The sequence below is a fragment of the Prauserella sp. PE36 genome (assembly GCF_003311655.1).
GTDB classification, from domain to species: domain Bacteria; phylum Actinomycetota; class Actinomycetes; order Mycobacteriales; family Pseudonocardiaceae; genus Prauserella_A; species Prauserella_A endophytica.
Map to the genome: position 1 here is coordinate 28124 of NZ_QEQT01000028.1, position 22326 is coordinate 50449.

Here is a 22326-nt window from a genome sequence, read left to right on the forward strand (position 1 = left end):
CCCCTCCCCGACCACGACCACCACCACGGAGAGCTCCAGCGAAGAGCCTCCGCCACCGCCTCCTCCGCCACCACCACCGCCGCCCCCGCCCGAGTCGTGCTCGACCGAACTCGAGGGAACGCAGCCTCACGTCGCGCAGGTGGGCAACCACGTTCTCACCAAGTTCGACGTCGATTCCGTCGGCGGCGTCGGCAGCCGTTCCGGCGCGAGCGACCACCCCTCCGGACTGGCGCTGGACTTCATGGTCGACTCGTCCACAGGTGACCAGATCGCCGACTACGTCCTGGCTCACCAGGCGGAGTTCGGGGTGACCTACGTGATCTGGGAACAGCAGTACAACGACGGCAGCGGCTGGTCGACGATGGAGGACCGCGGCAGCGCGACCGCGAACCACTACGACCACGTGCACGTCTCCTTCGAGGAGAGCGCCGACGTGTCTGTCACCTGCTGACAGCAGCTCAGAGGACGATCCGCAGGACACCTCTCTCATCGGGGGCGGGTGCAGGCGAGAGCCCTGCCCGGAGAGCTGTCCTGCGGATTCCGTCCTCCCCTGGCAGGCACGTCGCGACGAGCTCGCGACAGCCCCACGCGGAGGCGAGCACCGCAAGCCTGCGCAGCAGGGCGGTGCCGAGCCCGTTGCGCTGCCAGGCGTCCTCGACGAGCAGCGAGATCTCCGCGGCGTCGCCGCCCTGCTCGGGAATCAGCTGGCCGAGTGCGATCACGTCCCGCCCGCATACGGCCACGACGCCGACCCCGCGCGGCGGGACCAGCAGCCGGTGCAGCCAGCGGCGCGGCACGATGCGCAGGCCCGTGTGGTAGCGGTGAAACAGGGTCCGCGCCGAGCATCGGCCGTGCAGCGCGAAAAGCGCGTCGGCGTCACCTGGCCGGGCCTCGCGCAGCACAACGGTCGCGCCGTCGGTACAGGTCTCGACCGTTGGCCCGGAGACGTTGGCGCGCATGGCCGCCAGCAGTCCGAGCAGCGCGTCGGCCCTCGCCAGCTCCTGCTGCAGGAACGGCGCCCACAACCTGCGGGCCACGAGCGCGTCGGCCTCCCCGGCGAGGAAGACGGCGCGGTGCCCGCCCTCGGTTCGGCCGGGATTGGCCTCGACGGACGGCACCACAGTGACCAGATCCGCCGCGAGGACCTCGCGCACCGCGTCGGCGAGGCTCGCCGGATCGGCGACGACGCGGCTCGCCGCGACCAGGCCGGCCGCCGACGAGTCGACCAGCTCACGCACGTCGGCGTCGGTGATGCCGAGGCATTCGCAATCCTCGTCCTCGATGGCCTGGACCAGGTGCGCGCGCGTCAGGCCCACGGCCGGCCGGACGACGATCTCGTCGAGCACCCCATCCGGCACCGCCAGCACGGCGAGACCCAGGATGTTGCACTCCAGGTCCGCGAGCCGGACCGCGACCCGGGCCAGCGTGCCGGGCCGGTCGTCCATGCGGACGCGCAACCTCCACGTGACCGAGGTCCGGTCGGCCTCCCGCACCTGGTCGAGCCAGGCACGGGGGATCTCGGAACGCGCGGTGGTCCGGGCACGGCGAATGTCCATGACATCCACGATCCCCGGCCGTTGTTGCTGGTCGGCGGCAGAGGTGTTTCGCGCGTGTCAGCGTCGCCTCGGGTGCGCAACGCAACGGAAACACGCTCCGTGATCACGCCCCGAGGTCAGCCGCGAGTGACGACCGCGATCTCGTTGCCCTCCGGATCGGTGAGCCGCGCGCCCGGCAGCTCCCCGGCCGGCGCATCGCCCTCGACGGCCACGGCGAGGCGCCACCTTGTCCCCGTGCGCTCGGCGTCCGCGTTGCGCAACAGTTCCAGCCACGGTCCCCGGCATCCGGGCTCCCGCAGGCTCGTGAACTGGGGATGGCGCCGCACCACGTCCCAGCCGCTGACCGAGGACCAGAACCCACCGAGCGCGGCAGGTTCGCGTACGTCCACGACGACGGCCGCCAGCGCTCCCGTGTCGGCGTACTCCTCACGCGGTTCGAGCACGCAGAACTCGTTGCCCTCCGGGTCGGCGAGCACCACCCATGGCACAGCGCCCTGCCCGACGTCGGCTGTGGTGGCGCCGCGGGCGACGGCATCGTCCACGATGGACCGTTGCCGCTCCCTACCGGCGCTGGCCAGATCCAGGTGCACGCGGTTCTTCGCCGTCTTGGGTCCCGGTGCCGGCACGAAGACCAGCGACAGCTGACAGCCGTCCGGCTCCGGTGCCCGCACCGCGACCGCACCCTCAACGTCCGCCCCGTCCTCAGGCACCACCTCCCAACCCAGGAGCCCGGACCAGAACCCGGCGAGCAGCGACGGCTGTCGCGCGTCCACCACGAGATGCGCCAGACGAGTTGCCATCTGGGCAATCTAGCGACCGACCTCGACAACGGATGTTGCTTCCCCACAAACCCGTCATCTCGTGGCCAGCCTCATCAGCGCCCACAACTGCCCTGCCGCGTCGTCGTCACCGTCCACGTGCACCGCTCCCAGCCGCTGCCTGCCCCACAGCCACAGGTAGACCGTGACCGGGGACTCGGAGACGACCGCGTCGGCCCGCAGTGCCTCGGCATCGGAGCAGCGCCACGCGACCGTTTCCGTGGGCCCTGCCCTGGCGATCCAGCTGTGCCCGCCGGTGCGCACCCCCACCGAGCTCTGGCGGGTGCCGCTGAGCCCCAGCATCCCGAGCCGGTGGCTGAACCACACCGCGAGCGCCTCGTCGATGCCGTCGAGCGCGATGTCGTCGGCGATCTCACCGAGGTCGAACCGCGCCGCGTCCTCCACGTCGACCCGGTGGATCGTGGACTCGTGCGCCATGCGGCGGCACCAGAACCCGTAGGTCGGGTCCGCGGGCCACCAGGTGGCGGCGCGCTCACCGGGGTCGTGCCAGCGCAGCACCTCGTCCAGGTCCACGAACCCCTGCCGCAGGTAGCTCTCGACGGTCTGGCCCGGCGCGGGGTCCCGCTGCCACTCCCTTGGCCGGCCTCCCTCGACCAGCCAGGCCAGCGCGACGCGGTAGACACTGCCCACGTGGCGGACCACCTCTCCGACCGTCCAACCCGGACTCATCGGCACCGCCACGTCGTGCGGCACCGCGCGCGCCGCCTCGATCAGCAGATCGACCTCGTACCCCATCGCGTCCAGCAGCCTGCCGTGGTCGATCAGCGCCTGTCCCGGCATCATCCGCTCCGGCGCCGGTGCGCGTGCGGGCGCGCGCCGCAGTGGGCGGCCCGCTCCACGGGGTGACCGTGCACCACGCGGCCAGCGATCGACACGAACTGGCCCGCCCGTGCGGACAACTCGTCCGCGGATTCGGCGGTGATGCGCCGCGTGACGCCCGCCTGCGCCGCCGCCTGCCTCGCGGAGTGCGCCGCGAAGAACCCGGCCCACTGCCGCAGTTCCGGCACGGCGCCCTCCAGCAGCGTCCACACACTCTCCGGCTTCGCGCGGCCCCGGTGCGGACGCCCGCGCGCGGCGAGGATCGCGGCCGCGGCCCGCAGCGCCGACAGGTAGGCGGCGATGAACCGCTTGACCGGATCCGATTCCCGCGTCGCCTCCGCCAGCCCGTGTTTCGCCTGCGTGAGCAGCGACACGGCGGCGGGCACCGTCGGCGGCCGCACCTCGAACGGCAGCGCGGGCTGGGTAGAGCCCTTGCGCGACCCCGGGCCACCGCGCGACGCGAACGCGACGGACATGGCCCACCTCCCTCTCTCGAACCGGAGATGGAGCGCGGACGGCGGACAATGGTCCCGGCGCGCAGATGCTTCCCCCATCCACGCGCCGGGGACCGACCGGAGAGCGCTCCACCGGGTGTCGAACGTATGTTCGAACACCTCCAGACTAGCTCGCGGGTGACGGGTGCTCAAGCCCAGGTGGGGTGGTCAACGGGCGATCTGCGTCGCATCCGACGGCTGTCCCGTGATCTCATACGTGTATGAGCACCCTCGACCACCCCTCGGTCGCCAAGGTGGCGGCAGCCCTCACCGAGGCCGGTCAGGACGCCGCCGCCGACGGCATCCGGATCCTGCCCGCCGACGCGCGCACGGCGGCACTGGCGGCCGAGGCTCTGGGCGTCGAGGTGGGCGCGATCGCCAACAGCCTCGTGTTCCGCGCCTCGTTCGACGGCGAGCCCGACGCCCCGCTGCTCGCGCTGACCTCCGGCGCGCACCGCGCCGACCCGCGCACGCTCGCCGCACTGACCGGCGCCACCGAGGTCGGCAAGGCCGACCCCGCGTTCGTCAAGGAGCACACCGGGCAGACCATCGGCGGTGTCGCGCCGGTCGGGCATCCGAGCAGGCTGATCACGCTGGTCGACACCGCGCTGCGGGCCTACGACGTGGTGTGGGCGGCGGCCGGGCACCCCAAGTCGGTGTACCCCACGACCTTCGACGGCCTGCTCGCCGTCACCGGCGGCCGCGCGGCCGACGTCGCGGCGCCACCCCCGGAGGACGTGCCGGCATGACCGCGATGTCCTCCGGCTACGCCAAGCTCGCCCACCTCTCCGGCGACGAGTTCCGCGCCCGGCTGCCCGAGGCGCTCTCGCTCTACGTCGCCGCCATGAACTACCCGGAAGGCACCGCCGAGCAACGCGCGCCGATGTGGCTGACCCACGCGCTGCGGGACGGCTGGCGCTGCGTCGCCGCGCTCGACACCGACGACCGCCTCGTCGGGCTCGCCTACGGCTACCGCGGCACGCCGGGCCAGTGGTGGCACGAGCAAGTGCGAAGGGGCCTGGCGGGCCGCGAGGGCGACCAGGCCGCCGACGCGTGGCTCGGTGACTACTTCGAGCTGACCGAGATCCACGTCCGGCCGAGCAGCCAGGGCCGGGGCACCGGCGAGAATCTGCTGCGCACGCTCGTCGACGGCGTGCGGCACCGGCACGTGCTGCTCTCCACACCCGAGGGCACGAGCCGGGCATGGAAGCTGTACCGCAGGCTCGGCTTCACCGACGTGCTGCGTGACTACCACTTCGCGGGCGACCCGCGCCCGTTCGCGATACTGGGACGCACGCTGCCCCTTGAGTAGCCTGTGCGTTTCCCCAGATCGTCGTGGTCTTCCGCGTTCTCCGGAACGCGGGACCACCCGCGGCGCGTTGGGCGGAGCATGAGCCTTACCGCACCCGACCGTTTCCCCATGCACGTCGAGCCCCACGCACTGGTGGTGGTGGCCGGCCTGCCGGGTGCGGGCAAGAGCACACTGCTGCGCGACATCGAGAGCGTCCCGCCCGTCACCGTGCTGGACACCGATCAGCTGCGCTCCCTGCTCCGCCGCGTTCTGCCGGCCGGGACGCCCTACTCCTGGTACCGGCCGCTCGTCCACGTCCTGCACGTGCTCCGGCTCGTCGCCGTGGCCGCCCGCGCGCGGAACACGATCGTCGTGCACGACCCCGCGACGGGCGCGTTCGCGAGGTCCGCCTTCGTCGCGCTGGGCGTGCTGACAGGGCGGCCGAGGCACCTGCTGTGGATCGACTGCACCGTCGAGGAGGCGCTGAAGGGACAGCACCGGCGGGGCCGCGTGCTGCTCGGCTGGTCGTTCTCGCGGCACGCGCGGCACGCACCGCGCACGCGCGACCGGCTGATGGCGGGCATGGTGCCCGCCGGGTGGCGCAGCGCGACGGTGACCGACCGCTCCGTCACCCGGCGGGGCCTGCTTGTGCTCACGGAGCCGGGGGACGCCCCCCAGGGGAGGCGCCACCCGGCCGGTCAGCGCTCGGGCCGCCAGTAGCTCACCCCGATGGCGGCGACCAGCAGCGCGGCGCCGCACCAGCCGGCAAGGCCAAGGCGGTCGTCGAGCAGCACCGCGGCCAGCACGGCCGCCGTCAGCGGTTCGAGCAGCGCCGACAGCGCGGCGAGCACCGGATGGGAGTGCTCGAGCCCACGGAAGTACGCGGCGTATGCCAGCGCCGTCGGCACGGCCCCCAGATACACCGCGAGTGCGAGCACGTCCGCGCTCAACGGGACAGCCGCGCCGAACCACAGCGCGCCCGGCAGCAGCGCCACGCCACCGAGCAGGCAGCCGAACGCGGTGGTGCGCAAGGGATCGAGGCCCTCGACGGGATTGCGGGTGACGAGCGTCAGCGTTGCGAACCCTGCTCCCGACACGAGCGCGAAGGCGAGGCCGGCGATCGTCTCCCAGCCCTCGCCCGCGCCGTCGGGCGACCACCTGAGCAGCACGAGGCCGAGCAGCGCGCCCGCGATGGAAAGGACGGTCGGCAGCCGCGGCGCCCGCCGCCGGGCGACCGCCGTCGCGAGCGCCACGAACACCGGGACGCTGCCGATGGTGGTCATCGTGGCGATGCTCACGGACGTGAGCGACACGGCGGCGAAGTAGCACGCCTGGAACAGGCCGAGCAGGACACCGGCGAGCAGCAGCCGCACCGCGGCGGCTCGCGTGCGCGGCAGTGCGCGCAGCCTGCCGGTCGCCCAGAGGAACAGCACCGCGAAGGCGCCGCCGAGCAGCAGCCGGTACGCGGCGACGGCCAGCGGGTGCAACCCCGCTCGCTCGGACAGGAGGGAACCGGCGAGGCCGCCGGTTCCCCACAGCACCCCGGCGACGACCAGGCTCACCGAGCCGGCGCGGGCGCGCACGGCAACGGAAACGGACATGAGAACGCTCCAACGTCGAAGTGAAAGGGAGGGCCGACGACGCGGGGCGTGCTCCGGAGCCGGAACGGCTACCGGATGGATGCAGAAAGAAACCGTGCGGCGACGAGAAGGCCGCACGGCGTGGCTTCGTGCCTACGCCCCGCTCAGGAGCGCGGAGGCGGGGTGCTGCGGAAGACCCGGTGAATCATGGGCCCGATCATACAGTCGCCGACTGCACCCAAGGCCACCTTTGTTGCGTTGAATCGACGCAGTGGCGCGTCAGCGTCTCCGTTTGGGCGGTGGAGGGCAGACGGGCGGGCGCAACCAAGGTGGCCTTGGGGGGACGGTGTCAGAGCAGGGCGAGCTGTTCGCGGAGGGTGTCGAGGCCCATGCCGCCCATGCGCAGTGCCCGCATGTGGAAGTCCCGCAGGTCGAAGGCGGAGCCCTGCCGCCCGCGCACCTCGTCGCGGGCGTCCAGCCACAGCTTCTCGCCGAGCTTGTACGACGGCGCCTGGCCCGGCCAGCCGAGATAGCGGTCGATCTCGTCCCGCACGTGGTCGGCGTCGGTGATGGTCCTGGTGAGCATGAACTCCAGACCCAGTTCCGGCGTCCAGCGCTCGCCCTCGTGGAAGCCGGTGCCCGCCGGGATCTCCAGCTCCAGGTGCATGCCGATGTCCACCACCACGCGCGCGGCGCGGAAGAGGTGCGCGTCGAGCATGCCGAGCAGGTTGCCGTCGTCCTCCAGGTAGCCGAGGTCGCGCATGAGCCGTTCCGCGTACAGCGCCCAGCCCTCGGCGTGGCCCGAGGTGAATGCCAGCATCCGCTGGAACCGGTTCAGCGAGGCGGCCTGGTGAACGGCGGTCGCGATCTGCAGGTGGTGCCCCGGCACGCCCTCGTGGTAGACGGTGGTGACCTCGCGCCAGGTGGAGAAGTCCTCGCGGTCCTGCGGCACCGACCACCACATGGTGCCCGGCCGGGAGAAGTCCTCGTTGGGACCGCTGTAGTAGGCGCCGACGCCCCCGCCGGGCGGCGCGATGCGGCAGTCGAGCGCCATGAGCTCGTCGGGGATGTCGAAGTGCTTGCCTCGCAACGAGTTCAGTGCCTCGTCGGAGAGCCCCTGCATCCACTCCTGGAAGCCGCGCTGCCCGCGCACGCGGTAACGTTCGTCCTCGTCGAGCGCCCGCGCGGCCCCGGCCAGCGACGCGCCCGGCGCGATCCGCGCGGCCACCTCCTTGGCCTCCCGCTCGACGCGGGCGAACTCCTCCCACCCCCAGTCGTAGGCGGCGCGCAGGTCCAGGTTCGCGCCGACGAAGTAGCGCGACCACAGGCGGTAGACGTCCTCACCGACGGCGTCCTTCGTGGGCGCCTCAGGGGCGAGCTCGGCCCGCAGGAACCCGGCGAGCTCGGCGTAGGCCTCCTGCGCGGCGTGCGCGGCCCGGCCGAGTTCCGCGCGCAGCGAATCCGGCACGCCCCCGGCGCTTTCGGCGAGGGGCACGAAGAAGCCCGAGCCCCCGCTCAGGCCCGCCCACACCTCGGCCTGCTCGGCGACCTTGGCGATCTGCCGCAGCGCGGGCGCGTTGCCCGCCTCGGCCGCGGCGAGCAGCGAGGCCCGGACACCGTCGAGCGCTGCGGGAACCTTGCCCATCCTCGCGGCGATGTTCTCCCAGTGCCCGGTGGTCTCGCTCGGCATGAGGTCGAAGACCTGCCGCACGTTCTGCACGGGGCTCTCGATGACGTTCAGCGACGCCACGTCCAGGCCGGCCTCGTGGACCTCCACATCAAGGCCGATCCGTTCGAGGAACACGGCTTTCGCCACGCGCTCGCCGTCGTCGGCGGGGGTCGCCGCCTCGAGCTCGCGCAGCGCCCGCTTCGCGAGCGAGGCGCGGGCGGCATGCCCCTCCGGGGAGTAGTCGGTGAGCTGGTCGTCGTAGCTCGCCACGCCGAACATCGTCGCCGCGACGGGGTCGGCCGCGGCGATGTCGTCGACGAACTGGTCGCAGATCTCGTGCACACGCATGGGCGGCACGCTACCGCCTCACGCGCGCGCCGGAACCAGTCCGAGCCTGCCCACCAGCTCGCGTGTCGCCTTGGAGCGGTTGAACGTGTAGAAGTGCAGCGCGGGAACGCCTTCGGCGAGCAGCCGCTCGCACAGCTCGGTGACGGCGTCGAGGCCCTCGGCGCGGAACGCCTTCGCGTCGGCGGAGAGCGGTTCGAGCCGGTCGAGCAGCGTGCGCGGGGCGTCGACACCGGACAGCTCGATGGTCTTGTGCAACGTCCTCGGCGTGGTCAGCGGCATGATGCCCGGGATGAGCAGCTTGTCGCAGCCCGCGGCGGCCACGCGGTCGCGCAGCCGCAGGAAGTCGTCGGCCTCGAAGAACAGCTGCGCGATGCCGAAGTCCGCCCCCGCCTTGAACTTCCGCACCAGGTAGCGGGTGTCGGTGTCGAGGTCGGGCGAGCGGGGGTGGCCGTAGGGGAAGGCCGACACCCCGACGCAGAAGTCGCCGAGCGAGCGCACGAGCTCTACGAGCTCCTCGGCGTAGTTGAGCCCCTGCGGGTGCGGAATCCACTCGCCGTAGGGGTCGCCGGGCGGGTCGCCGCGCAGGGCGAGGATGTTGCGCACGCCGACGGCGGCGTACCAGCCGATGACGTTGCGCAGCTCGGCGACGGAGTGGTTGACGGCGGTGAGGTGCGCCATGGGCACGAGGGTGGTCTCGGTCGCGACCCTGGCGATGCTGCGGATGGTGCCGTCGCGGCTCGAGCCGCCCGCGCCGTACGTGATCGACATGTAGGCGGGGTCGAGCTGTTCCAGCTCGCGGACCGCTCGCCACAGCACCGCCTCGTCGGCCTCGTCGCGGGGCGGGAAGAACTCCACTGAGAAAACGGGAGTGTCGCCCCGCAGTCGCTCGATCACCGACGTCATGCCGCACATGCTACTGGCGGAGTATCGACCTGCGACGATAGAGGCATGAGTGAGCCCGCCTTCGACGCAGACCTGCCAGCGCACGTCAACGCCGCGCTGGCCGACTTCCTCCGGGACGCGAGCGAGGCCATCGGGCACACCGAGCCCACGTTCGGTCCCGCCACGGACGCGCTGAGTGACTTCGTGCTCGGCGGGGGCAAGCGGTTGCGCCCGACGTTCGCGTGGTGGAGCTGGCGTGGCGCGGGCGGCGATCCCACGGGTGACCACGCCGAGGGCGTGCTGCGGGTGGTGGCGAGCCTCGAGCTGATCCAGGCGTGCGCGCTGATCCACGACGACGTGCTGGACTCCTCCGACTCCCGCCGCGGCTCCCCGACCGTGCACGTCGCCTTCGCGGGCAGGCACGCCGAGGAGGGCTGGCTCGGCTCACCGGACAGCTTCGGGCTGGCGGCCGCCGTGCTCATCGGCGACCTCGCGCTCGCGTGGGCCGACGACATGTTCGCCGAGGCGCCGCTGCCCGCACCGGTGCTGCGCGCCGCGCGGCCCGCGTGGCGCGCGATGCGCACCGAGGTGCTCGCCGGCCAGTACCTCGACGTGCACACGCAGGCGACCGGCGACGCGTCGGTGGAGGCGGCGCTGCGGATCGACCGGCTCAAGACCGCGGCCTACACCGTGCAGCGGCCGCTGCACCTCGGCGCCGCGCTCGCCGGTGCGGGGCCGGAGCTGATCGACCCGCTGATGGCGTTCGGCCGCGACCTCGGCGTCGCGTTCCAGCTGCGCGACGACATGCTCGGCGTCTTCGGGGACCCGTCCGTCACCGGCAAGCCGGCGGGCGACGACCTGCGCGAGGGCAAGCGGACGCTGCTGCTCGCGCTGGGGCTGCGGTTTGCGGCCGAGCAGGAGCGGGAACAGGAGCACAAGGCGATCACCGCCGCGGTGGGCAACCCCGATCTCACACGTGCCGACGTGGACATCGTGCGGCAGGCGCTGACCGATGTCGGTGCGGTCGCGGAGGTCGAGCGCCGCATCGACGAGCTGACCGACGCCGCGCTGACCACGCTGCGCGGCATCGACCTCGCCGAGCCGGCGGCGTCGAAGCTGACCGAGTTGACGGCCGTTGCGACGCAGAGGAAGTACTAGAGCCCGTCAGGGAAGGTGGGTGTGGTCATCCGTGGACGCAGATCTGATGGGGCACTAGTGCGGAGGGTTCCCGGGCCGACCGACCGGGTCGTCGTGGTGGGCGCCGGGCTCTCCGGGCTCTCCGCCACCCTGCACCTGCTGGGCCAGGGCAGGCAGGTGACCCTGCTGGAACGCGACCCCCGGCCGGGCGGGCGCGCCGGCGGGCACCGCGACCAGGGCTACACGATCGACACCGGCGCGAGCGTGCTCACGATGCCCGAGCTGCTCGACGAGGCGTTCGCCGCCGTCGGCCGCGACACCGCCGACCTGCTCACGCTCGAACGGCTCGAGCCGGCCTACCGCGCGCACTTCGCCGACGGCAGCACCATTCACCTGCACACCGACGCCGACGCGATGGAGGCCGAGATCCGCGCCGTGGCCGGCGCCGGGGAGGCCGAGGGATACCGGCGGCTGCGGCGCTGGCTCACCGCGCTGTACGCGGCGCAGAAGGACCACTTCATCGGCGGCAACTTCGACTCGCCGGTGGACCTGGTGCGCCCGGAGCTGGCGAAGCTGGCCGCGCTCGGCGGTTTCGGCAGGCTCGGCCCACGGATCGGGCGGTTCCTGCGGGACGACCGCGTGCGCAGGCTGTTCTCGTTCCAGTCGCTCTACGCCGGGCTCGACCCGATGCGCGCGCTGGGCGCCTACGGCGTCATTTCCTACATGGACACCGTGGGCGGCGTGTACTACCCGCGCGGCGGCATGGGCGCGGTCGGGCGGGCGCTCACCGAGGCCGCGGAGCAGGCCGGTGCGACGGTGCGGTTCGGCACGCAGGCGGCATGGCTCGAGCGCGTCGGCTCCCGCGTGCGCGCGGTGCGGACCGGCCACGGCGACCGCGTCGAGTGCGACGCGGTGGTGCTCGCCACGGAGCTGACCACGGCGTACGGCCTGCTCGGCATCCGCCCCCGCCGCGCGTTGCCGCTGCGGTTCTCGCCCTCGGCGGTGGTGCTGCACGGACGCAGCGGGCGCACCTGGCCGGGACTCGCCCACCACACGATCTTCTTCGGCGAGCAGTGGGAGCGGACGTTCGCCGAGATCATCCGCGAAGGCAGGCTGATGAGCGATCCGTCCCTGCTCGTCACCCGGCCCACCGCGACGGATCCCGGACTCGCGGCCGACGGCGAGCAGGTGATCTCCGTGCTGGCGCCCGCGCCGAACCTGCACACGGGACCGCTCGACTGGGCGCGGCTCGGCCCCGCCTACCGCGACGAGCTGCTGCGCACACTGGCCGCGCGGGGGCTCGACGGCGTCGCGGGCGAGCTGGAGATCGCCGAGCTGGTCACGCCGGCCGACTGGGCCGAACGCGGGCTCGCCGCGGGCACGCCGTTCTCGCTGGCGCACACGTTCGCGCAGACCGGCCCGTTCCGGCCCGCGAACCTGGTGCGGGGCGCTGACAACGTCGTGCTCGCGGGGTGCGGGACGACACCGGGAGTCGGCATTCCTCCGGTGCTGATCTCGGGCAGGCTCGCCGCCGCGCGGATCGCGCCGCCGAAGGGCGCGCGATGACCGCGCAGCTGCGCAGCGCGTACGCCGAGTGCCGCCGGATCAACGCCCACCACGGGCGCACGTACTACCTGGCGACCCGGCTGCTGCCGCCGGACGCGCGGCCGGGCACGCACGCGCTGTACGGCTTCGCGCGGTGTGCCGACGAGATCGTGGACAACCCGTCGCGCGGCAGTGACCCGGAGTCCCGCCTCGCGGACCTCGGGGCCCGGCTGGACCGGGCGTTCGCCGGGGAGCGACCGGCCGACCCGGTGCTGCTCGCGCTGACCGACACGGTGCTTCGCTACGGCATCGACCGGTCCCTGTTCGCCGCGTTCCTGCGCTCGATGCGGATGGACCTGCACGTGCGCGAGTACGCGACGTACGAGGCGCTGCACGAGTACATGTACGGCTCGGCCTGCGTGATCGGGCTGCAGATGCTGCCCGTGCTGGGCACCGTGGCGCCCCGCGAGGAGGCCGCGCCGTACGCCGCCGCGCTCGGCGAGGCGTTCCAGCTCACGAACTTCCTGCGCGATGTCGGGGAGGACCTCGCACGCGGCCGGATCTACCTGCCACTGGCCGAGCTGACCGCGTTCGATGTGGACCGTCACCTGCTCGAATGGTCCGCGCGCACGGGCGGCACCGACCGGCGGATCCGCCGCGCGCTGGCGGCCCTCGTGGCCCGCAACCGCGCCGTCTACCGGCGCGCCCGGCCCGGGATCGCGTTGCTCCGCAAGGAGTCCCGGCCCTGTGTCGCCACCGCGTGCACGCTGTACGAGGGCATCCTCGACGAGATCGTCACCGCGGGTTACGACGTGCTGAGACGTCGCGTGGCGGTGCCGCGGTGGCGGCGGATCGCGGTCGCGGGCGGCGCGCTCCTGACTAGGGTGAGGGTATGACCACAGCCAAGAGGCCCATTCGGATCGGACTGCAACTCCAGCCGCAGCACGCCGACTACGCCACCATCCGGCGCGCGGCTTCCGAGGCCGAGGAGCTCGGCGTCGACATCGTCTTCAACTGGGACCACTTCTACCCGCTCTCCGGTGATCCCGACGGCAAGCACTTCGAGTGCTGGACGATGCTGGGCGCCTGGGCGGAGTCCACGTCGCGCGTTCAGATCGGCGCGCTCGTGACGTGCAACAGCTATCGCAACCCCGAGCTGCTGGCGGACATGGCACGCACGGTCGACCACATCAGTGACGGCAGGCTGATCCTCGGCATCGGCGCCGGCTGGTTCGAAAAGGACTACACCGAGTACGGCTACGAGTTCGGCACCGCGGGAAGCAGGCTCGCCGAACTCGCCGACGCGCTGCCGCGCATCGAGAGCAGGCTCGCCAAGCTCAACCCGGCTCCGACCCGCGAGATTCCGGTGCTGATCGGTGGCGGCGGCGAGAAGAAGACCCTGCGCCTGGTGGCCAAGCACGCGGACATCTGGCACGGCTTCGGCGACGTCGAGATCGCGGCGCGCAAGCTCGAGATCCTCGACCGGCACTGCGCCGACGTGGGCCGCGACCCGGCCGAGATCGAGCGGTCGGTTGGCGTGCGGGGCGACCCGGAGGACTCCGGCGCCAAGCTGCATGAGCTGGGCATCACGATGTTCACGGTCGCCACGGGCGGCCCCGACTACGACCTGAGCACGCTGCGCAAGTGGATCGCCTGGCGCGACGCACAGAACGGCTGACCACACCCTCCGAAGCGCACGAAGCCTCACACCGCGGTCACACCGCAGTGAAGGCCACCTTGCCTGCGTTCAACGCAGTGAAGGCCACCTTGCCTGCGTGGAATCGAACAAGGCGGGCCAGGCGGTGCCGCACGCCGCTCAGCCCTTACGGCGGTGCGCGGCGACGCGTTCGCGGGTAGCGCACCGCTCCGAGCAGTACCGGCGCGGGCTGCCGCCGCCGAGGTCGGCGAAGGGCCGTCCGCACGCGGCCGACGCGCACAGCCCGCCCGGCTGGCGCTGCCGCTGCGCCAGCAGCAGCGCCAGCGCGTGCGCCGACGACGTCACCAGCCACTCCGCCCACGGTGCGTCGTCGCGACTGTCCACATGCACGTGCCACTCGTGCTCGCCGCCGTGGGTGGTGAGCCTCGGCGGATGGGCGTACCGGGCGAGCAGGTCGTTGAGCAGTCCGGCAGCCTGCTCGACGCTGGTCGCGGCGAACACGGCGTGCAGCTCGGGCGCGACCTTCCGCATGGCCGCCACGTCGGCGTCGCCGAGCCCGAGCGGCTCCTTCTCCCCGTGGTCGAGCAGCACCGCCGCCACGTTCTCGGTCCCGACCGGCTCGCGAAGCAGCACGGCCACCAGGTCGGCGGCCCGCTGCGCGCCCTCGAACGGCATGCCACCAGTGTAACGTCTTGTGCGTGAAGAGCCGTTACGCAATGGCGAGATATCTGCTCGGCGCCACGGTCGCCAGGACCGGTGACGAGCTGTCCGGCCCCGCCCTGCTCGTGCTCGGGCTCGCGGCGACCGGCTCGATCGAGACCGGATCAGCCCTGCTCACGGGCTTGACGGTCTCGGCGGCCGTGGGCGGTCCGCTGCTCGGCGCGGTGCTGGACCGCAGCCGCCGCCCCGGCATGCTGCTGGCGGCGGCGCTCGGCTGCTACGCGGGCGGGCTGGCCATCGTGCTCGCCGGAGTGGGCACGGTCGCGACCCCGCTCGTGGTGGCGGTGGCCCTCGGCGCGGGGTTGCTGAACCCCGCCCTCTCGGGCGGCTGGACCGCGCAGCTGCCCCGGCTCGTCGACGCGCGGACCCTGCCGCGCGCGAACGGGCTCGACGCCATGACGTTCGGCGGAGCGAGCCTGGCAGGGCCCGCGCTCGCGGGCGTGCTGGCCGGCGCCTTCGGCGCACCGGTGGCGCTGGTGGCGGCGATCGTGCTCGTCGCCGCGGCGATCCCGGCGGCGTTGGCATTGCCGTCACAGCAGCCCGCGCCGCGCACTCGGCTACTCCACGACCTGCTCGCCGGAATACGGGCCATCGGGGCCAGCCGGTCGCTGCTGCGGGCCACGGCGACGTCGGTGGTGTCGTTCGCCGGGTTCGGCATGCTGCTGGTGGCGACCCCGCTGCTCGGCGAGCAGCGGTTCGGCGACGCGGGCCTCGGCGCGCTGCTGCTGAGCGTGCTCGCCGCGACGGCGCTGCTGGCCAACGCCGTGCTGGCCAGAGCGCCCCGCCTGCTGGCCCGTCCCGACCGCGCCGTGCTCGCGAGCACGGCGCTGCTGGGCGCGGGCATGCTGCTCGCGACCGTGCCGGGACCGGCCGTGCTCGTCGTCGCGGCCGCGGCGGTCGCCGGGCTCGGCGAGGGTCCTCAGCTCACGGCGTTGTTCGCGATCCGGCACCGCGAGGCGCCCGACGGCCTGCGGGCGCGGATCTTCACCACCGGCGCCAGTCTCAAGATCACCGGTCTGGCGGCGGGTTCCGCGCTCGCGGGCCCCGTGGCCGCGGCGTCGCCGACGGCGTGCCTGCTGACCGCGGCGGGATTCCAGGCGCTGGCCGCGCTGACCTATGTGTCCATCCCGGTCAGAAAGCCATCGCCTGCGCGCGCCGTTTGACCTCGGTGCCGTGACTCGTGCGCAGCGCGTTGATGGGTGTCACGCCGGGCAGCGACTCATCCTCCGAGAAGAGCCACCGCAGCATCTCGGTGCGGGTGAACCCGGAGTCCGAAAGCACCGTGATGGTTCCGGCGAGGCCCTTGATGACGCCGTCCTTGCCGAGGAAGTCCGCGGGGACGACCAGCTCACCATCTCTGCGGACGGCGATCAGCTGCCCGTCCCGCAACATCTGCCGCACCTTGTTCAGCGACAGCCCGAGCACGCCTGCGACCTCCGCCACCGGGAGTACGGCCACTTCGGCATCGAGCACGTCGTCAGCGATAGGGATCGCACTCACGCCTACTACCTTGCCACATGCGGCAAGAGACACAGCCTCGGTGAGCAGGACCAATCTAATGGCGTAACGGGGGCACCGTAGCCGGAGGCAACGCCACCGACCGTAGGATCCAGCCCTGTGACACGCACGGAAACCGGCCTCACCGGCACGCTGCTCGATCGGCGGTACCGCGTCGACGGGCTGCTGGCCAGAGGCGGCATGTCCTCGGTCTACCGGGGTGTCGACACGCGACTGGACCGCCCGGTCGCGATCAAGATCATGGACTCCCGGTTCGCCGACGACCGCACGTTCGTGGACCGGTTCGAGCGTGAGGCCCGCTCGGCCGCGCGGCTGCACCACCCGCACGTGGTCGCCGTGCACGACCAGGGCTTCGACACCTCCGCGGGACCGGAGCGGCGCGCGTTCCTGGTGATGGAGCTCGTCGACGGCGGCACGCTGCGTGACCTGCTCGACCAGCGCGGCGCGCTCGACCTCCCGCTGGCCCTCACGATCGCCGAGCACGTCCTCTCGGCGCTCGCCGCCGCGCACGCGGCCGGGCTGGTGCACCGCGACGTCAAGCCGGAGAACGTGCTCATCGGCAAGGGCGGCAACGCGGGCGGGGTCGTGAAGGTCGGCGACTTCGGCCTGGTGCGCGCGGTCGCCAGCGCGGGCACCACCAGCACGAGCGTCATCCTCGGCACGGTCGCCTACCTCTCCCCCGAACAGGTCACCGACGGGTCGGCGAGCGAGCGCGGTGACGTCTACTCGGCCGGGATCCTGCTGTACGAGATGCTCACCGGCCGCGTGCCCTACACCGCGGACACAGCGCTGTCCGTCGCCTACCGGCACGTCAACGACGACGTGCCCGCGCCGAGCCTGGCAAGGGCAGACCTGCCACCCGCGCTCGACGACCTCGTCCTGCGGGCCACGCGCCGTGACCCCGAGGCGCGGCCGCAGGACGCGGGCGTGTTCCTCGCCGAGCTGACCGAGGTCCGCAACCAGCTGGGAATCCCCGTCGTGCCCGTCGTGGTGCCGTCCTCCCCACGCGAGCAGGAGCAGGTGCCGGACGCGGAGAAGACGCTGCCGGCGTTCCAGGCCGTGACCGTCCAGACACCGGCGGGCGGCGGCCCGCGCGGCACACAGGCGCTGCCCCGCATGGCTCATCAGGCCGACACGCAGCAGCCGCTGCCACCGTCACCGGGCGCGCGGGAGGACGGCCCGCCGAGGCGCCGCGGCCTTTGGGTGACGCTGTGGGTGCTGGTGGGCCTGCTCGTCGCGGGCGGCATCGGCGCGGGCGTCTGGTGGTTCACCGGTGGCCGCTACGTGGACGTGCCCAAGGTCGCGGGCATGGACAGGGCCAGTGCCGAACAGGTGCTCCGCCAGGCCGAGCTCACGCCGCGGTTCACGGAGGAACGGCACAACACCGTGCCGAGCGGCACCGTGATCCGCAGCGACCCGGAGCAGGGCTCGCGGGCGCTGCTCGGCGACGAGGTGACCGTGGTGCTCTCGCTCGGCAGGCCCGTCGTGCCGGACATCCCGCCAGGCTCGTCGGTGCAGCAGGCCGAGCAGGCGATCAAGGCGGTCCAGCTGGAGCCGAAACGCGACCAGGCCGCCGACCAGTACAGCGCCGAGGTGCCGGAGGGCGCGGTGGTGGCGGTGTCGCCACAGCCCGGCAGCCAGGCCAACATCGGCGACGCCGTGACGATCGTGGTGTCGAAGGGACCGCCGCCGACCCCGGTGCCGTCGGTGGCTGGCATGAGCAGGGACCAGGCGTTCCAGACGCTCACCGCGGCCGGGTTCCAGCCCTACGACGCGGGCGAGGAGTTCTCCGGCGACGTGCCCACGGGCCACGTGATCCGCACCGACCCGGCGGGCGGCGCGACGATCGAGGCGGGCAACCGCGTGGGCGTGTACGTCTCCAACGCCGTCGAGGTGCCGTCGGTGCTCGGCCGCTCCGGCGAGGAGGCCGTGCAGATCCTGTCCCAGTCCGGGCTCTCGGCGAGCGACGGGGGCCGGGGAGGCTTCAGCTTCGTCATCGGGCAGGATCCCGCTCCGGGAACCCTCGTGCCGAAGGGCACCACGATCAACCTCACCATCGTGCCGTGATACCCGATCTGAAATATGTGTGAAAATTCGCGTTCGGGCGCAACGCACGTGCGCACCCGGATACTGGAACCTGTTGTCCCGCTTGAATGATCGTGCCCCCCGAAGGTTTGTATTCGTTGCCGTAATGGCTGGAAATCACGTCGGCCCCTCGACATCGGGGGGAAATTCGCCGTAGATTCTGTGACCGTTGCGGGGTGCGCGCGACGCCAGGCGACGTCACCGAAGGGTTAGCGGGTCGGTAACACTTCGACCACGCCCACGACATGTACGACTGGTGAACTACTCAACGGCAACCGACAAGCGATCTACTCGCGGGGAGAGACCGCCGATGCCAGTGGACCGGCTCAGCGCACTCGATGTCGCCTTCCTCTGCCTGGAAGGTGAGAACACGCCCATGCACATGGGCGCGGTAGCGACTTTCCGACCACGACGGGAGCTCGACCCGGAGAAGATCGTCGCCCTGCTGGCCGAACGGGCGGCTGGGATACCCAGGCTGCGCAGGCGGGTCCGCTCCGGCCTGCCCCTGCTCGGCGGCGCCCAGTGGGAGGACGATCCACGTTTCGACGCGGTGAACCACATCGGTGTCAGCAAGCTCTGCGACCTCTACGAGCCGGACCCGCTCGCCGAGTTCGCCTCGCACTGGATGGCCGAACCGCTCGACCTCGACGCTCCATTGTGGAATCTTCAACTGGTGACCGGGCTGCCGGACGGCGAGTTCGCGTTGCTCGTGAAGTTCCACCACGCGCTGACGGACGGCGCGGGCGCTGTCGAACTCGCCTTCGGGCTGCTCGACGAGGTGTCCGTGCCTGCGCAGCGCGACCACCGGCGGCGCGCTCCCGAGCCGAGGTCGCCGCTGCGGGAGCTGCGTGACGGGGCCACCGCGGCGATCAGCCAGGCGAAGGCGTCGGCGGGCATCGCGAGCGCGGTGCTGCGCGCGGCCCGCCCGTACCCGATCTCGCCCACGGCGACCATGAACGCCGCGACCCGCCGCATCGGGCTGGTGCGCATCGACCTCGCCGACATCCGGGTGATCCGCAAGGCGCACGGGGGCACCAACAATGACGTCGTGCTGGCGGTGCTGGCCGGCGCGCTGCGCGACTGGATGATCAACCGTGGGCAGCGCGCCGACGCCCGCTCCCTGCGTGCGCTGATCCCGGTGAGCCTGCGCGGGCGGGAGGCCGAGCACGCGGGCGGCAACGTCCTCTCCGGTTACCTGTGCGACCTGCCGGTCGAGCTGGACGACCCGGTCGACCGGCTGCGGGCGGTCCGGGCGGCGATGGAGCGCAACAAGCAGGCCGGGCCCGCGCGCGGGGCCGGTGCGATCCCGATCCTCGCGAGCCAGGTGCCCTCCGGGGTGCACCGCATCGCGACGAAGATGGCGGGCCGGGCGGCGCCCCTGCTGTTCGACACCGTCGTCACCAACGTGCCGCTGCCCGGAATCCCCATGTCACTGAACGGAGCCCGGCTGAGGGAGGTCTACCCCTTCGTTCCGCTCGCCCCGCACCAGTCGGTGGGCATCGCATTGAGCACCTACCGCAACTCGCTCCACATCGGACTCCAGGCCAACGGGCAGGCGGTGCCCGACGTCGGCTCGCTCGCCGACGCCGTCACCAAGTCACTGGCCGGCCTGTACCAGCGCAGTCTCTGAGCCCGCTCAGGCGCGCAGCATCTCCGCGACCAGGAACGCCAGCTCCAGCGACTGCTGGGTGTTGAGCCTGGGGTCGCACGCGGTCTCGTACCGGCCGGAGAGGTCGAGGTCGGAGATCTCCTGCGCGCCGCCGAGACACTCGGTGACGTCCTCGCCGGTCAGCTCGACGTGGATGCCGCCGGGGTAGGTGCCCAGGCGGTGGTGCACCTCGAAGAAGCCCTGGACCTCGTCGACGATGCGGTCGAAGTGCCTGGTCTTGTAGCCGTTGGACGACTCGTGGGTGTTGCCGTGCATCGGGTCGCACTGCCAGATGACCTTGTGCCCGGAGCTCTCGACCTTCTCCACGATCGTCGGGAGCACCTCGCGGACCTTGCCGTTGCCCATGCGCGAGATGAGCGTGAGCCTGCCGGGCTCGTTGCGCGGGTCGAGCCGCTCGACGTACTCGACGGCCTGCTCGGGCGTGGTGGTCGGGCCGATCTTGAGCCCGATCGGGTTGGCCAGCAGCTCGGCGAAGGCGATGTGCGCGCCGTCGAGCTGCCGCGTGCGCTCCCCGATCCAGAGGAAGTGGGACGAGAGGTTGTAGAGCTTCGCGTCCGGCGAGCCGGGGTTGTCGAGCCGCAGCATCGCCCGCTCGTAGTCGAGCAGCAGGGCCTCGTGGCTGGCGAAGATCTCGGTGGAGTGCAGCGAGCTGTCGCTCACGCCACACGCCGACATGAAGCGAAGGCCGCGGTCGATCTCGGAGGCCAGCGCCTCGTACCGCTCACCGGCGGGCGAGGTGCGCACGAAGTCCTTGTTCCAGTCGTGCACCTGCGCAAGGTCGGCCATGCCCGCCCCGGTCAGCGCGCGCATCAGGTTCATCGCGGCGCCCGAGTTGGCGTAGGCCCTGATCATGCGGCCGGGGTCCGGCACCCGCAGCTCCGGCTCCGCGACCAGCGAGTTGACGATGTCCCCCCGGTACACCGGCAGGCCAAGCGCGTCGGTGGAGTTGGACCTCGGCTTGGCGTACTGGCCGGCGATGCGGCCGACCTTCACCACCGGCAGGCTCGCGCCGTAGGTCAGCACCACGGCCATCTGCAGCAGCGTGCGCAGGTTGGCCCTGATGTGGGGCTCGGTGTTGGACTCGAACGTCTCCGCGCAGTCCCCGCCCTGGAGCAGGAACGCCTCGCCGTGCGCGACCATCGCGAGCCGGCTGCGCAGCCGGTCGATCTCGGCGGGCACGGTGATGGGCGGCACACTCTCGAGCACGGCCCTGACCCGGCCGAGGATGTCGCGGTCGGGCCATTCGGGCTGCTGCGCCGCCGGGCGGGCGAGCGCGTCGTCGAGGCGGGCGCGCAGGTCCGCGGGCAGCGGCGGCAGCGAGGGCAGGGTGTCGATGGGGACGTCAACTGTCCAGTTCACGGCCTCCAGCATACGAAGCGGCCAGCGGCGCCCTCTTCCGGGACAGCATGTGCCTGACCACGTACTCGGCGTCGCGGCCCGCGCCGCCGACCAGCATGGACGAGAACGCGTACTGGAACGCCAGCCCCGTGAAGTACAGCCCCGGAGCCGAGGACACGACGCCCCGCTGCTCGAGCGGCCACCCGTCGTCGCCGATCACGGGCAGATCGATCCACGAGAAGTCCTGCCGGAAGCCCGTGCACCACACGACGTTGGTGACGTCGAGCACACGCCCGTCGGCGAGCATCGGCCTGCCGTCCCGCACGCCGACCGTGCGGTCCTCGGCGAGTTCCGCCCCTGCCGCCACGAGGTCGGCCCGCTTCACCCTGATCAGCGGCCCGCCGTGGTGCCTGATCTCCTCGCGCAGCTTGCGCCCGATCGGCGTGCGCAGGGTGAGCACGTGCTGGGCGAGGAAGAACAACACGGGCGCGATCGCGTACGCGGGCCTGCGGTTGATGTCGAACGGCAGCTCGCCGTTGATGTGGCCGCTGAGCACCGTGGGATGTCCCGCCTTCGCGACCTCGTACGCGATGTCGCCGCCAGAGTGGGAGGCCCCGACCACGAGCACTCCGCCAGGCAGCAGCCCGGAGGGGTTCTTGTACTCGCTGGAGTGCAGCTGCCGGATCGCCGGGTCGAGTCCGGCCGCGAAGTCCGGCACGTACGGCGTCCTGCCGAAGGTGCCCGAGGCCACGACGACGTTGTCGCACACGTACGACGGCCCGTTCGTCCGCACCACGTACTCGCCGTCCACACGCGACAGCCCCGTCACCGTGACGCCCGTGCGCACCGGAAGGTCGAACGTCGTCGCGTAGGACTCGAGGTAGTCGGCCATCTCGTCCTTGGTCGGGTAGGCCATTCTCGGCGCCGGGAACCGCATGCCGGGCAGGCCCTCCATGCGCGCCGGGCTGTAGAGCCGCAGCGTGTCCCAGTGACAGCGCCAGTTGTCCCCGACCCGCGCGTTGGCGTCCAGGATCACGAAGTCACGCTCGCGCTTCGCGAGGTGGTACCCGGTGGAGAGCCCGGACTGGCCCGCGCCGATGATCACCGTCTCGATGCGCCGGGTGCCGTTCGCCTCGGTCATGATGTCCTCCTCACCCGTTGTGGATCGCTCGACGCTAC

The 22326-nt window shown here is 72.2% G+C and carries 22 protein-coding genes; 11 read left to right on the forward strand and 11 right to left on the reverse strand.

What is annotated here, in order from left to right; genetic code table 11:
* Positions 1-139: 139 nt before the first annotated feature.
* The gene (locus DI005_RS39625; protein WP_369973545.1) at positions 140-451 is read left to right on the forward strand and encodes a hypothetical protein; all 312 of its coding nucleotides are present in this window, start codon (positions 140-142) and stop codon (positions 449-451) included.
* Positions 452-458: 7 nt separating this feature from the next.
* Here DI005_RS39625 and DI005_RS01380 read toward each other — a convergent pair whose 3' ends face one another.
* The 4 genes from DI005_RS01380 to DI005_RS01395 all read right to left on the reverse strand — a co-directional run bounded on the left by DI005_RS01380 (position 459) and on the right by DI005_RS01395 (position 3690).
* Entirely contained in the window at positions 459-1556 is a 1098-nt protein-coding gene (locus DI005_RS01380; protein ID WP_112272642.1) for a GNAT family N-acetyltransferase, read from the reverse strand.
* Between the two features lie 116 nt (positions 1557-1672).
* A complete protein-coding gene (locus DI005_RS01385) occupies positions 1673-2356 on the reverse strand; it encodes a VOC family protein (protein ID WP_112272644.1) in 684 nt (227 codons plus the stop codon).
* A gap of 54 nt (positions 2357-2410) precedes the next feature.
* A complete protein-coding gene (locus DI005_RS01390; RefSeq protein ID WP_113641038.1) occupies positions 2411-3175 on the reverse strand; it encodes a maleylpyruvate isomerase N-terminal domain-containing protein in 765 nt (254 codons plus the stop codon).
* Positions 3175-3690: an SAV_6107 family HEPN domain-containing protein gene (locus tag DI005_RS01395; protein WP_113641039.1), complete on the reverse strand. Its 516-nt coding sequence runs from the start codon at positions 3688-3690 to the stop codon at positions 3175-3177. The genes DI005_RS01390 and DI005_RS01395 overlap by 1 nt, the downstream gene beginning before the upstream one ends.
* Positions 3691-3929: 239 nt before the next feature.
* Here DI005_RS01395 and DI005_RS01400 point away from each other — a divergent pair, with 239 nt between their 5' ends.
* The 3 genes from DI005_RS01400 (at position 3930) to DI005_RS01410 (ending at position 5719) form a co-directional block, all read left to right on the forward strand.
* Positions 3930-4457, forward strand: coding sequence for a YbaK/EbsC family protein (locus tag DI005_RS01400; protein WP_112272650.1), 528 nt, complete (start codon positions 3930-3932; stop codon positions 4455-4457).
* Entirely contained in the window at positions 4454-5020 is a 567-nt protein-coding gene (locus DI005_RS01405) for a GNAT family N-acetyltransferase (protein WP_112272652.1), read from the forward strand. Before DI005_RS01400 ends, DI005_RS01405 begins: the two co-directional genes overlap by 4 nt.
* A 108-nt stretch (positions 5021-5128) precedes the next feature.
* Entirely contained in the window at positions 5129-5719 is a 591-nt protein-coding gene (locus DI005_RS01410) for an AAA family ATPase (RefSeq protein WP_233519943.1), read from the forward strand.
* Here the strand turns inward: DI005_RS01410 and DI005_RS01415 are convergent.
* From DI005_RS01415 to DI005_RS01425, 3 genes are all read right to left on the reverse strand, one after another.
* Entirely contained in the window at positions 5698-6600 is a 903-nt protein-coding gene (locus tag DI005_RS01415; protein WP_112272655.1) for a DMT family transporter, read from the reverse strand. The genes DI005_RS01410 and DI005_RS01415 overlap by 22 nt on opposite strands.
* A 328-nt stretch (positions 6601-6928) precedes the next feature.
* Entirely contained in the window at positions 6929-8596 is a 1668-nt protein-coding gene (locus DI005_RS01420; protein WP_113641040.1) for a DUF885 domain-containing protein, read from the reverse strand.
* Positions 8597-8614: 18 nt separating this feature from the next.
* Positions 8615-9499 (reverse strand): methylenetetrahydrofolate reductase, encoded by an 885-nt coding sequence (locus DI005_RS01425; RefSeq protein ID WP_112272659.1) that lies wholly within the window; start codon positions 9497-9499, stop codon positions 8615-8617.
* Between the two features lie 45 nt (positions 9500-9544).
* Here DI005_RS01425 and DI005_RS01430 point away from each other — a divergent pair, with 45 nt between their 5' ends.
* Genes DI005_RS01430 through DI005_RS01445 form a run of 4 tightly spaced genes read left to right on the forward strand, consistent with a single transcriptional unit; the run spans position 9545 to position 13838 of the window.
* Positions 9545-10636, forward strand: coding sequence for a polyprenyl synthetase family protein (locus DI005_RS01430; RefSeq protein ID WP_113641041.1), 1092 nt, complete (start codon positions 9545-9547; stop codon positions 10634-10636).
* Positions 10637-10693: 57 nt separating this feature from the next.
* A complete protein-coding gene (crtI, locus tag DI005_RS01435; RefSeq protein ID WP_113641042.1) occupies positions 10694-12181 on the forward strand; it encodes a phytoene desaturase family protein in 1488 nt (495 codons plus the stop codon).
* Complete coding sequence (locus tag DI005_RS01440) at positions 12178-13056, forward strand: phytoene/squalene synthase family protein (RefSeq protein WP_112272666.1); 879 nt, start codon at positions 12178-12180, stop codon at positions 13054-13056. Before crtI ends, DI005_RS01440 begins: the two co-directional genes overlap by 4 nt.
* Entirely contained in the window at positions 13053-13838 is a 786-nt protein-coding gene (locus DI005_RS01445) for an LLM class F420-dependent oxidoreductase (protein ID WP_112272668.1), read from the forward strand. Before DI005_RS01440 ends, DI005_RS01445 begins: the two co-directional genes overlap by 4 nt.
* Before the next feature lie 138 nt (positions 13839-13976).
* Here DI005_RS01445 and DI005_RS01450 read toward each other — a convergent pair whose 3' ends face one another.
* A complete protein-coding gene (locus DI005_RS01450) occupies positions 13977-14492 on the reverse strand; it encodes a CGNR zinc finger domain-containing protein (RefSeq protein WP_112272670.1) in 516 nt (171 codons plus the stop codon).
* 23 nt (positions 14493-14515) lie between these two features.
* Between DI005_RS01450 and DI005_RS01455 the strand changes: the two genes are divergently transcribed.
* Positions 14516-15700, forward strand: coding sequence for an MFS transporter (locus tag DI005_RS01455; protein ID WP_199542438.1), 1185 nt, complete (start codon positions 14516-14518; stop codon positions 15698-15700).
* On the opposite strand, the gene DI005_RS01460 is transcribed toward DI005_RS01455, so the two are convergent.
* On the reverse strand, positions 15669-16037 hold the full coding sequence (locus DI005_RS01460; protein WP_112272674.1) for an Rv2175c family DNA-binding protein: 369 nt from the start codon (positions 16035-16037) through the stop codon (positions 15669-15671). The genes DI005_RS01455 and DI005_RS01460 overlap by 32 nt on opposite strands.
* A 117-nt stretch (positions 16038-16154) precedes the next feature.
* Between DI005_RS01460 and DI005_RS01465 the strand changes: the two genes are divergently transcribed.
* On the forward strand, positions 16155-18122 hold the full coding sequence (locus DI005_RS01465) for a Stk1 family PASTA domain-containing Ser/Thr kinase (RefSeq protein ID WP_113641044.1): 1968 nt from the start codon (positions 16155-16157) through the stop codon (positions 18120-18122).
* A 328-nt stretch (positions 18123-18450) separates the two neighbouring features.
* The gene (locus DI005_RS01470) at positions 18451-19770 is read left to right on the forward strand and encodes a wax ester/triacylglycerol synthase family O-acyltransferase (RefSeq protein ID WP_112272678.1); all 1320 of its coding nucleotides are present in this window, start codon (positions 18451-18453) and stop codon (positions 19768-19770) included.
* A 6-nt stretch (positions 19771-19776) separates the two neighbouring features.
* On the opposite strand, the gene DI005_RS01475 is transcribed toward DI005_RS01470, so the two are convergent.
* Together DI005_RS01475 and DI005_RS01480 are read right to left on the reverse strand one after the other, a co-directional pair.
* The gene (locus tag DI005_RS01475; RefSeq protein ID WP_113641045.1) at positions 19777-21180 is read right to left on the reverse strand and encodes a class II 3-deoxy-7-phosphoheptulonate synthase; all 1404 of its coding nucleotides are present in this window, start codon (positions 21178-21180) and stop codon (positions 19777-19779) included.
* Positions 21152-22288, reverse strand: coding sequence for an NAD(P)/FAD-dependent oxidoreductase (locus DI005_RS01480; protein WP_112272682.1), 1137 nt, complete (start codon positions 22286-22288; stop codon positions 21152-21154). The genes DI005_RS01475 and DI005_RS01480 overlap by 29 nt, the downstream gene beginning before the upstream one ends.
* Positions 22289-22326 lie beyond the last annotated feature (38 nt).

What these genes read in the sequence shown, in the direction of transcription:
- DI005_RS01395 (WP_113641039.1), bottom strand. Translation starts at nt 3,690, where the DNA reads ATGTCCGTCGCGTTCGCGTCGCGCGGTGGCCCGGGGTCGCGCAAGGGC.
- DI005_RS01415 (WP_112272655.1), bottom strand. Translation starts at nt 6,600, where the DNA reads ATGTCCGTTTCCGTTGCCGTGCGCGCCCGCGCCGGCTCGGTGAGCCTG.
- DI005_RS01480 (WP_112272682.1), bottom strand. Translation starts at nt 22,288, where the DNA reads ATGACCGAGGCGAACGGCACCCGGCGCATCGAGACGGTGATCATCGGC.
- DI005_RS01405 (WP_112272652.1), top strand. Translation starts at nt 4,454, where the DNA reads ATGACCGCGATGTCCTCCGGCTACGCCAAGCTCGCCCACCTCTCCGGC.
- DI005_RS01430 (WP_113641041.1), top strand. Translation starts at nt 9,545, where the DNA reads ATGAGTGAGCCCGCCTTCGACGCAGACCTGCCAGCGCACGTCAACGCC.
- DI005_RS01445 (WP_112272668.1), top strand. Translation starts at nt 13,053, where the DNA reads ATGACCACAGCCAAGAGGCCCATTCGGATCGGACTGCAACTCCAGCCG.
- DI005_RS01380 (WP_112272642.1), bottom strand. Translation starts at nt 1,556, where the DNA reads ATGGACATTCGCCGTGCCCGGACCACCGCGCGTTCCGAGATCCCCCGT.
- DI005_RS01410 (WP_233519943.1), top strand. Translation starts at nt 5,129, where the DNA reads ATGCACGTCGAGCCCCACGCACTGGTGGTGGTGGCCGGCCTGCCGGGT.
- DI005_RS01450 (WP_112272670.1), bottom strand. Translation starts at nt 14,492, where the DNA reads ATGCCGTTCGAGGGCGCGCAGCGGGCCGCCGACCTGGTGGCCGTGCTG.
- DI005_RS01400 (WP_112272650.1), top strand. Translation starts at nt 3,930, where the DNA reads ATGAGCACCCTCGACCACCCCTCGGTCGCCAAGGTGGCGGCAGCCCTC.
- DI005_RS01475 (WP_113641045.1), bottom strand. Translation starts at nt 21,180, where the DNA reads ATGCTGGAGGCCGTGAACTGGACAGTTGACGTCCCCATCGACACCCTG.
- DI005_RS01470 (WP_112272678.1), top strand. Translation starts at nt 18,451, where the DNA reads ATGCCAGTGGACCGGCTCAGCGCACTCGATGTCGCCTTCCTCTGCCTG.
- DI005_RS01385 (WP_112272644.1), bottom strand. Translation starts at nt 2,356, where the DNA reads ATGGCAACTCGTCTGGCGCATCTCGTGGTGGACGCGCGACAGCCGTCG.
- DI005_RS01390 (WP_113641038.1), bottom strand. Translation starts at nt 3,175, where the DNA reads ATGCCGGGACAGGCGCTGATCGACCACGGCAGGCTGCTGGACGCGATG.
- DI005_RS01420 (WP_113641040.1), bottom strand. Translation starts at nt 8,596, where the DNA reads ATGCGTGTGCACGAGATCTGCGACCAGTTCGTCGACGACATCGCCGCG.
- DI005_RS01440 (WP_112272666.1), top strand. Translation starts at nt 12,178, where the DNA reads ATGACCGCGCAGCTGCGCAGCGCGTACGCCGAGTGCCGCCGGATCAAC.
- DI005_RS01425 (WP_112272659.1), bottom strand. Translation starts at nt 9,499, where the DNA reads ATGACGTCGGTGATCGAGCGACTGCGGGGCGACACTCCCGTTTTCTCA.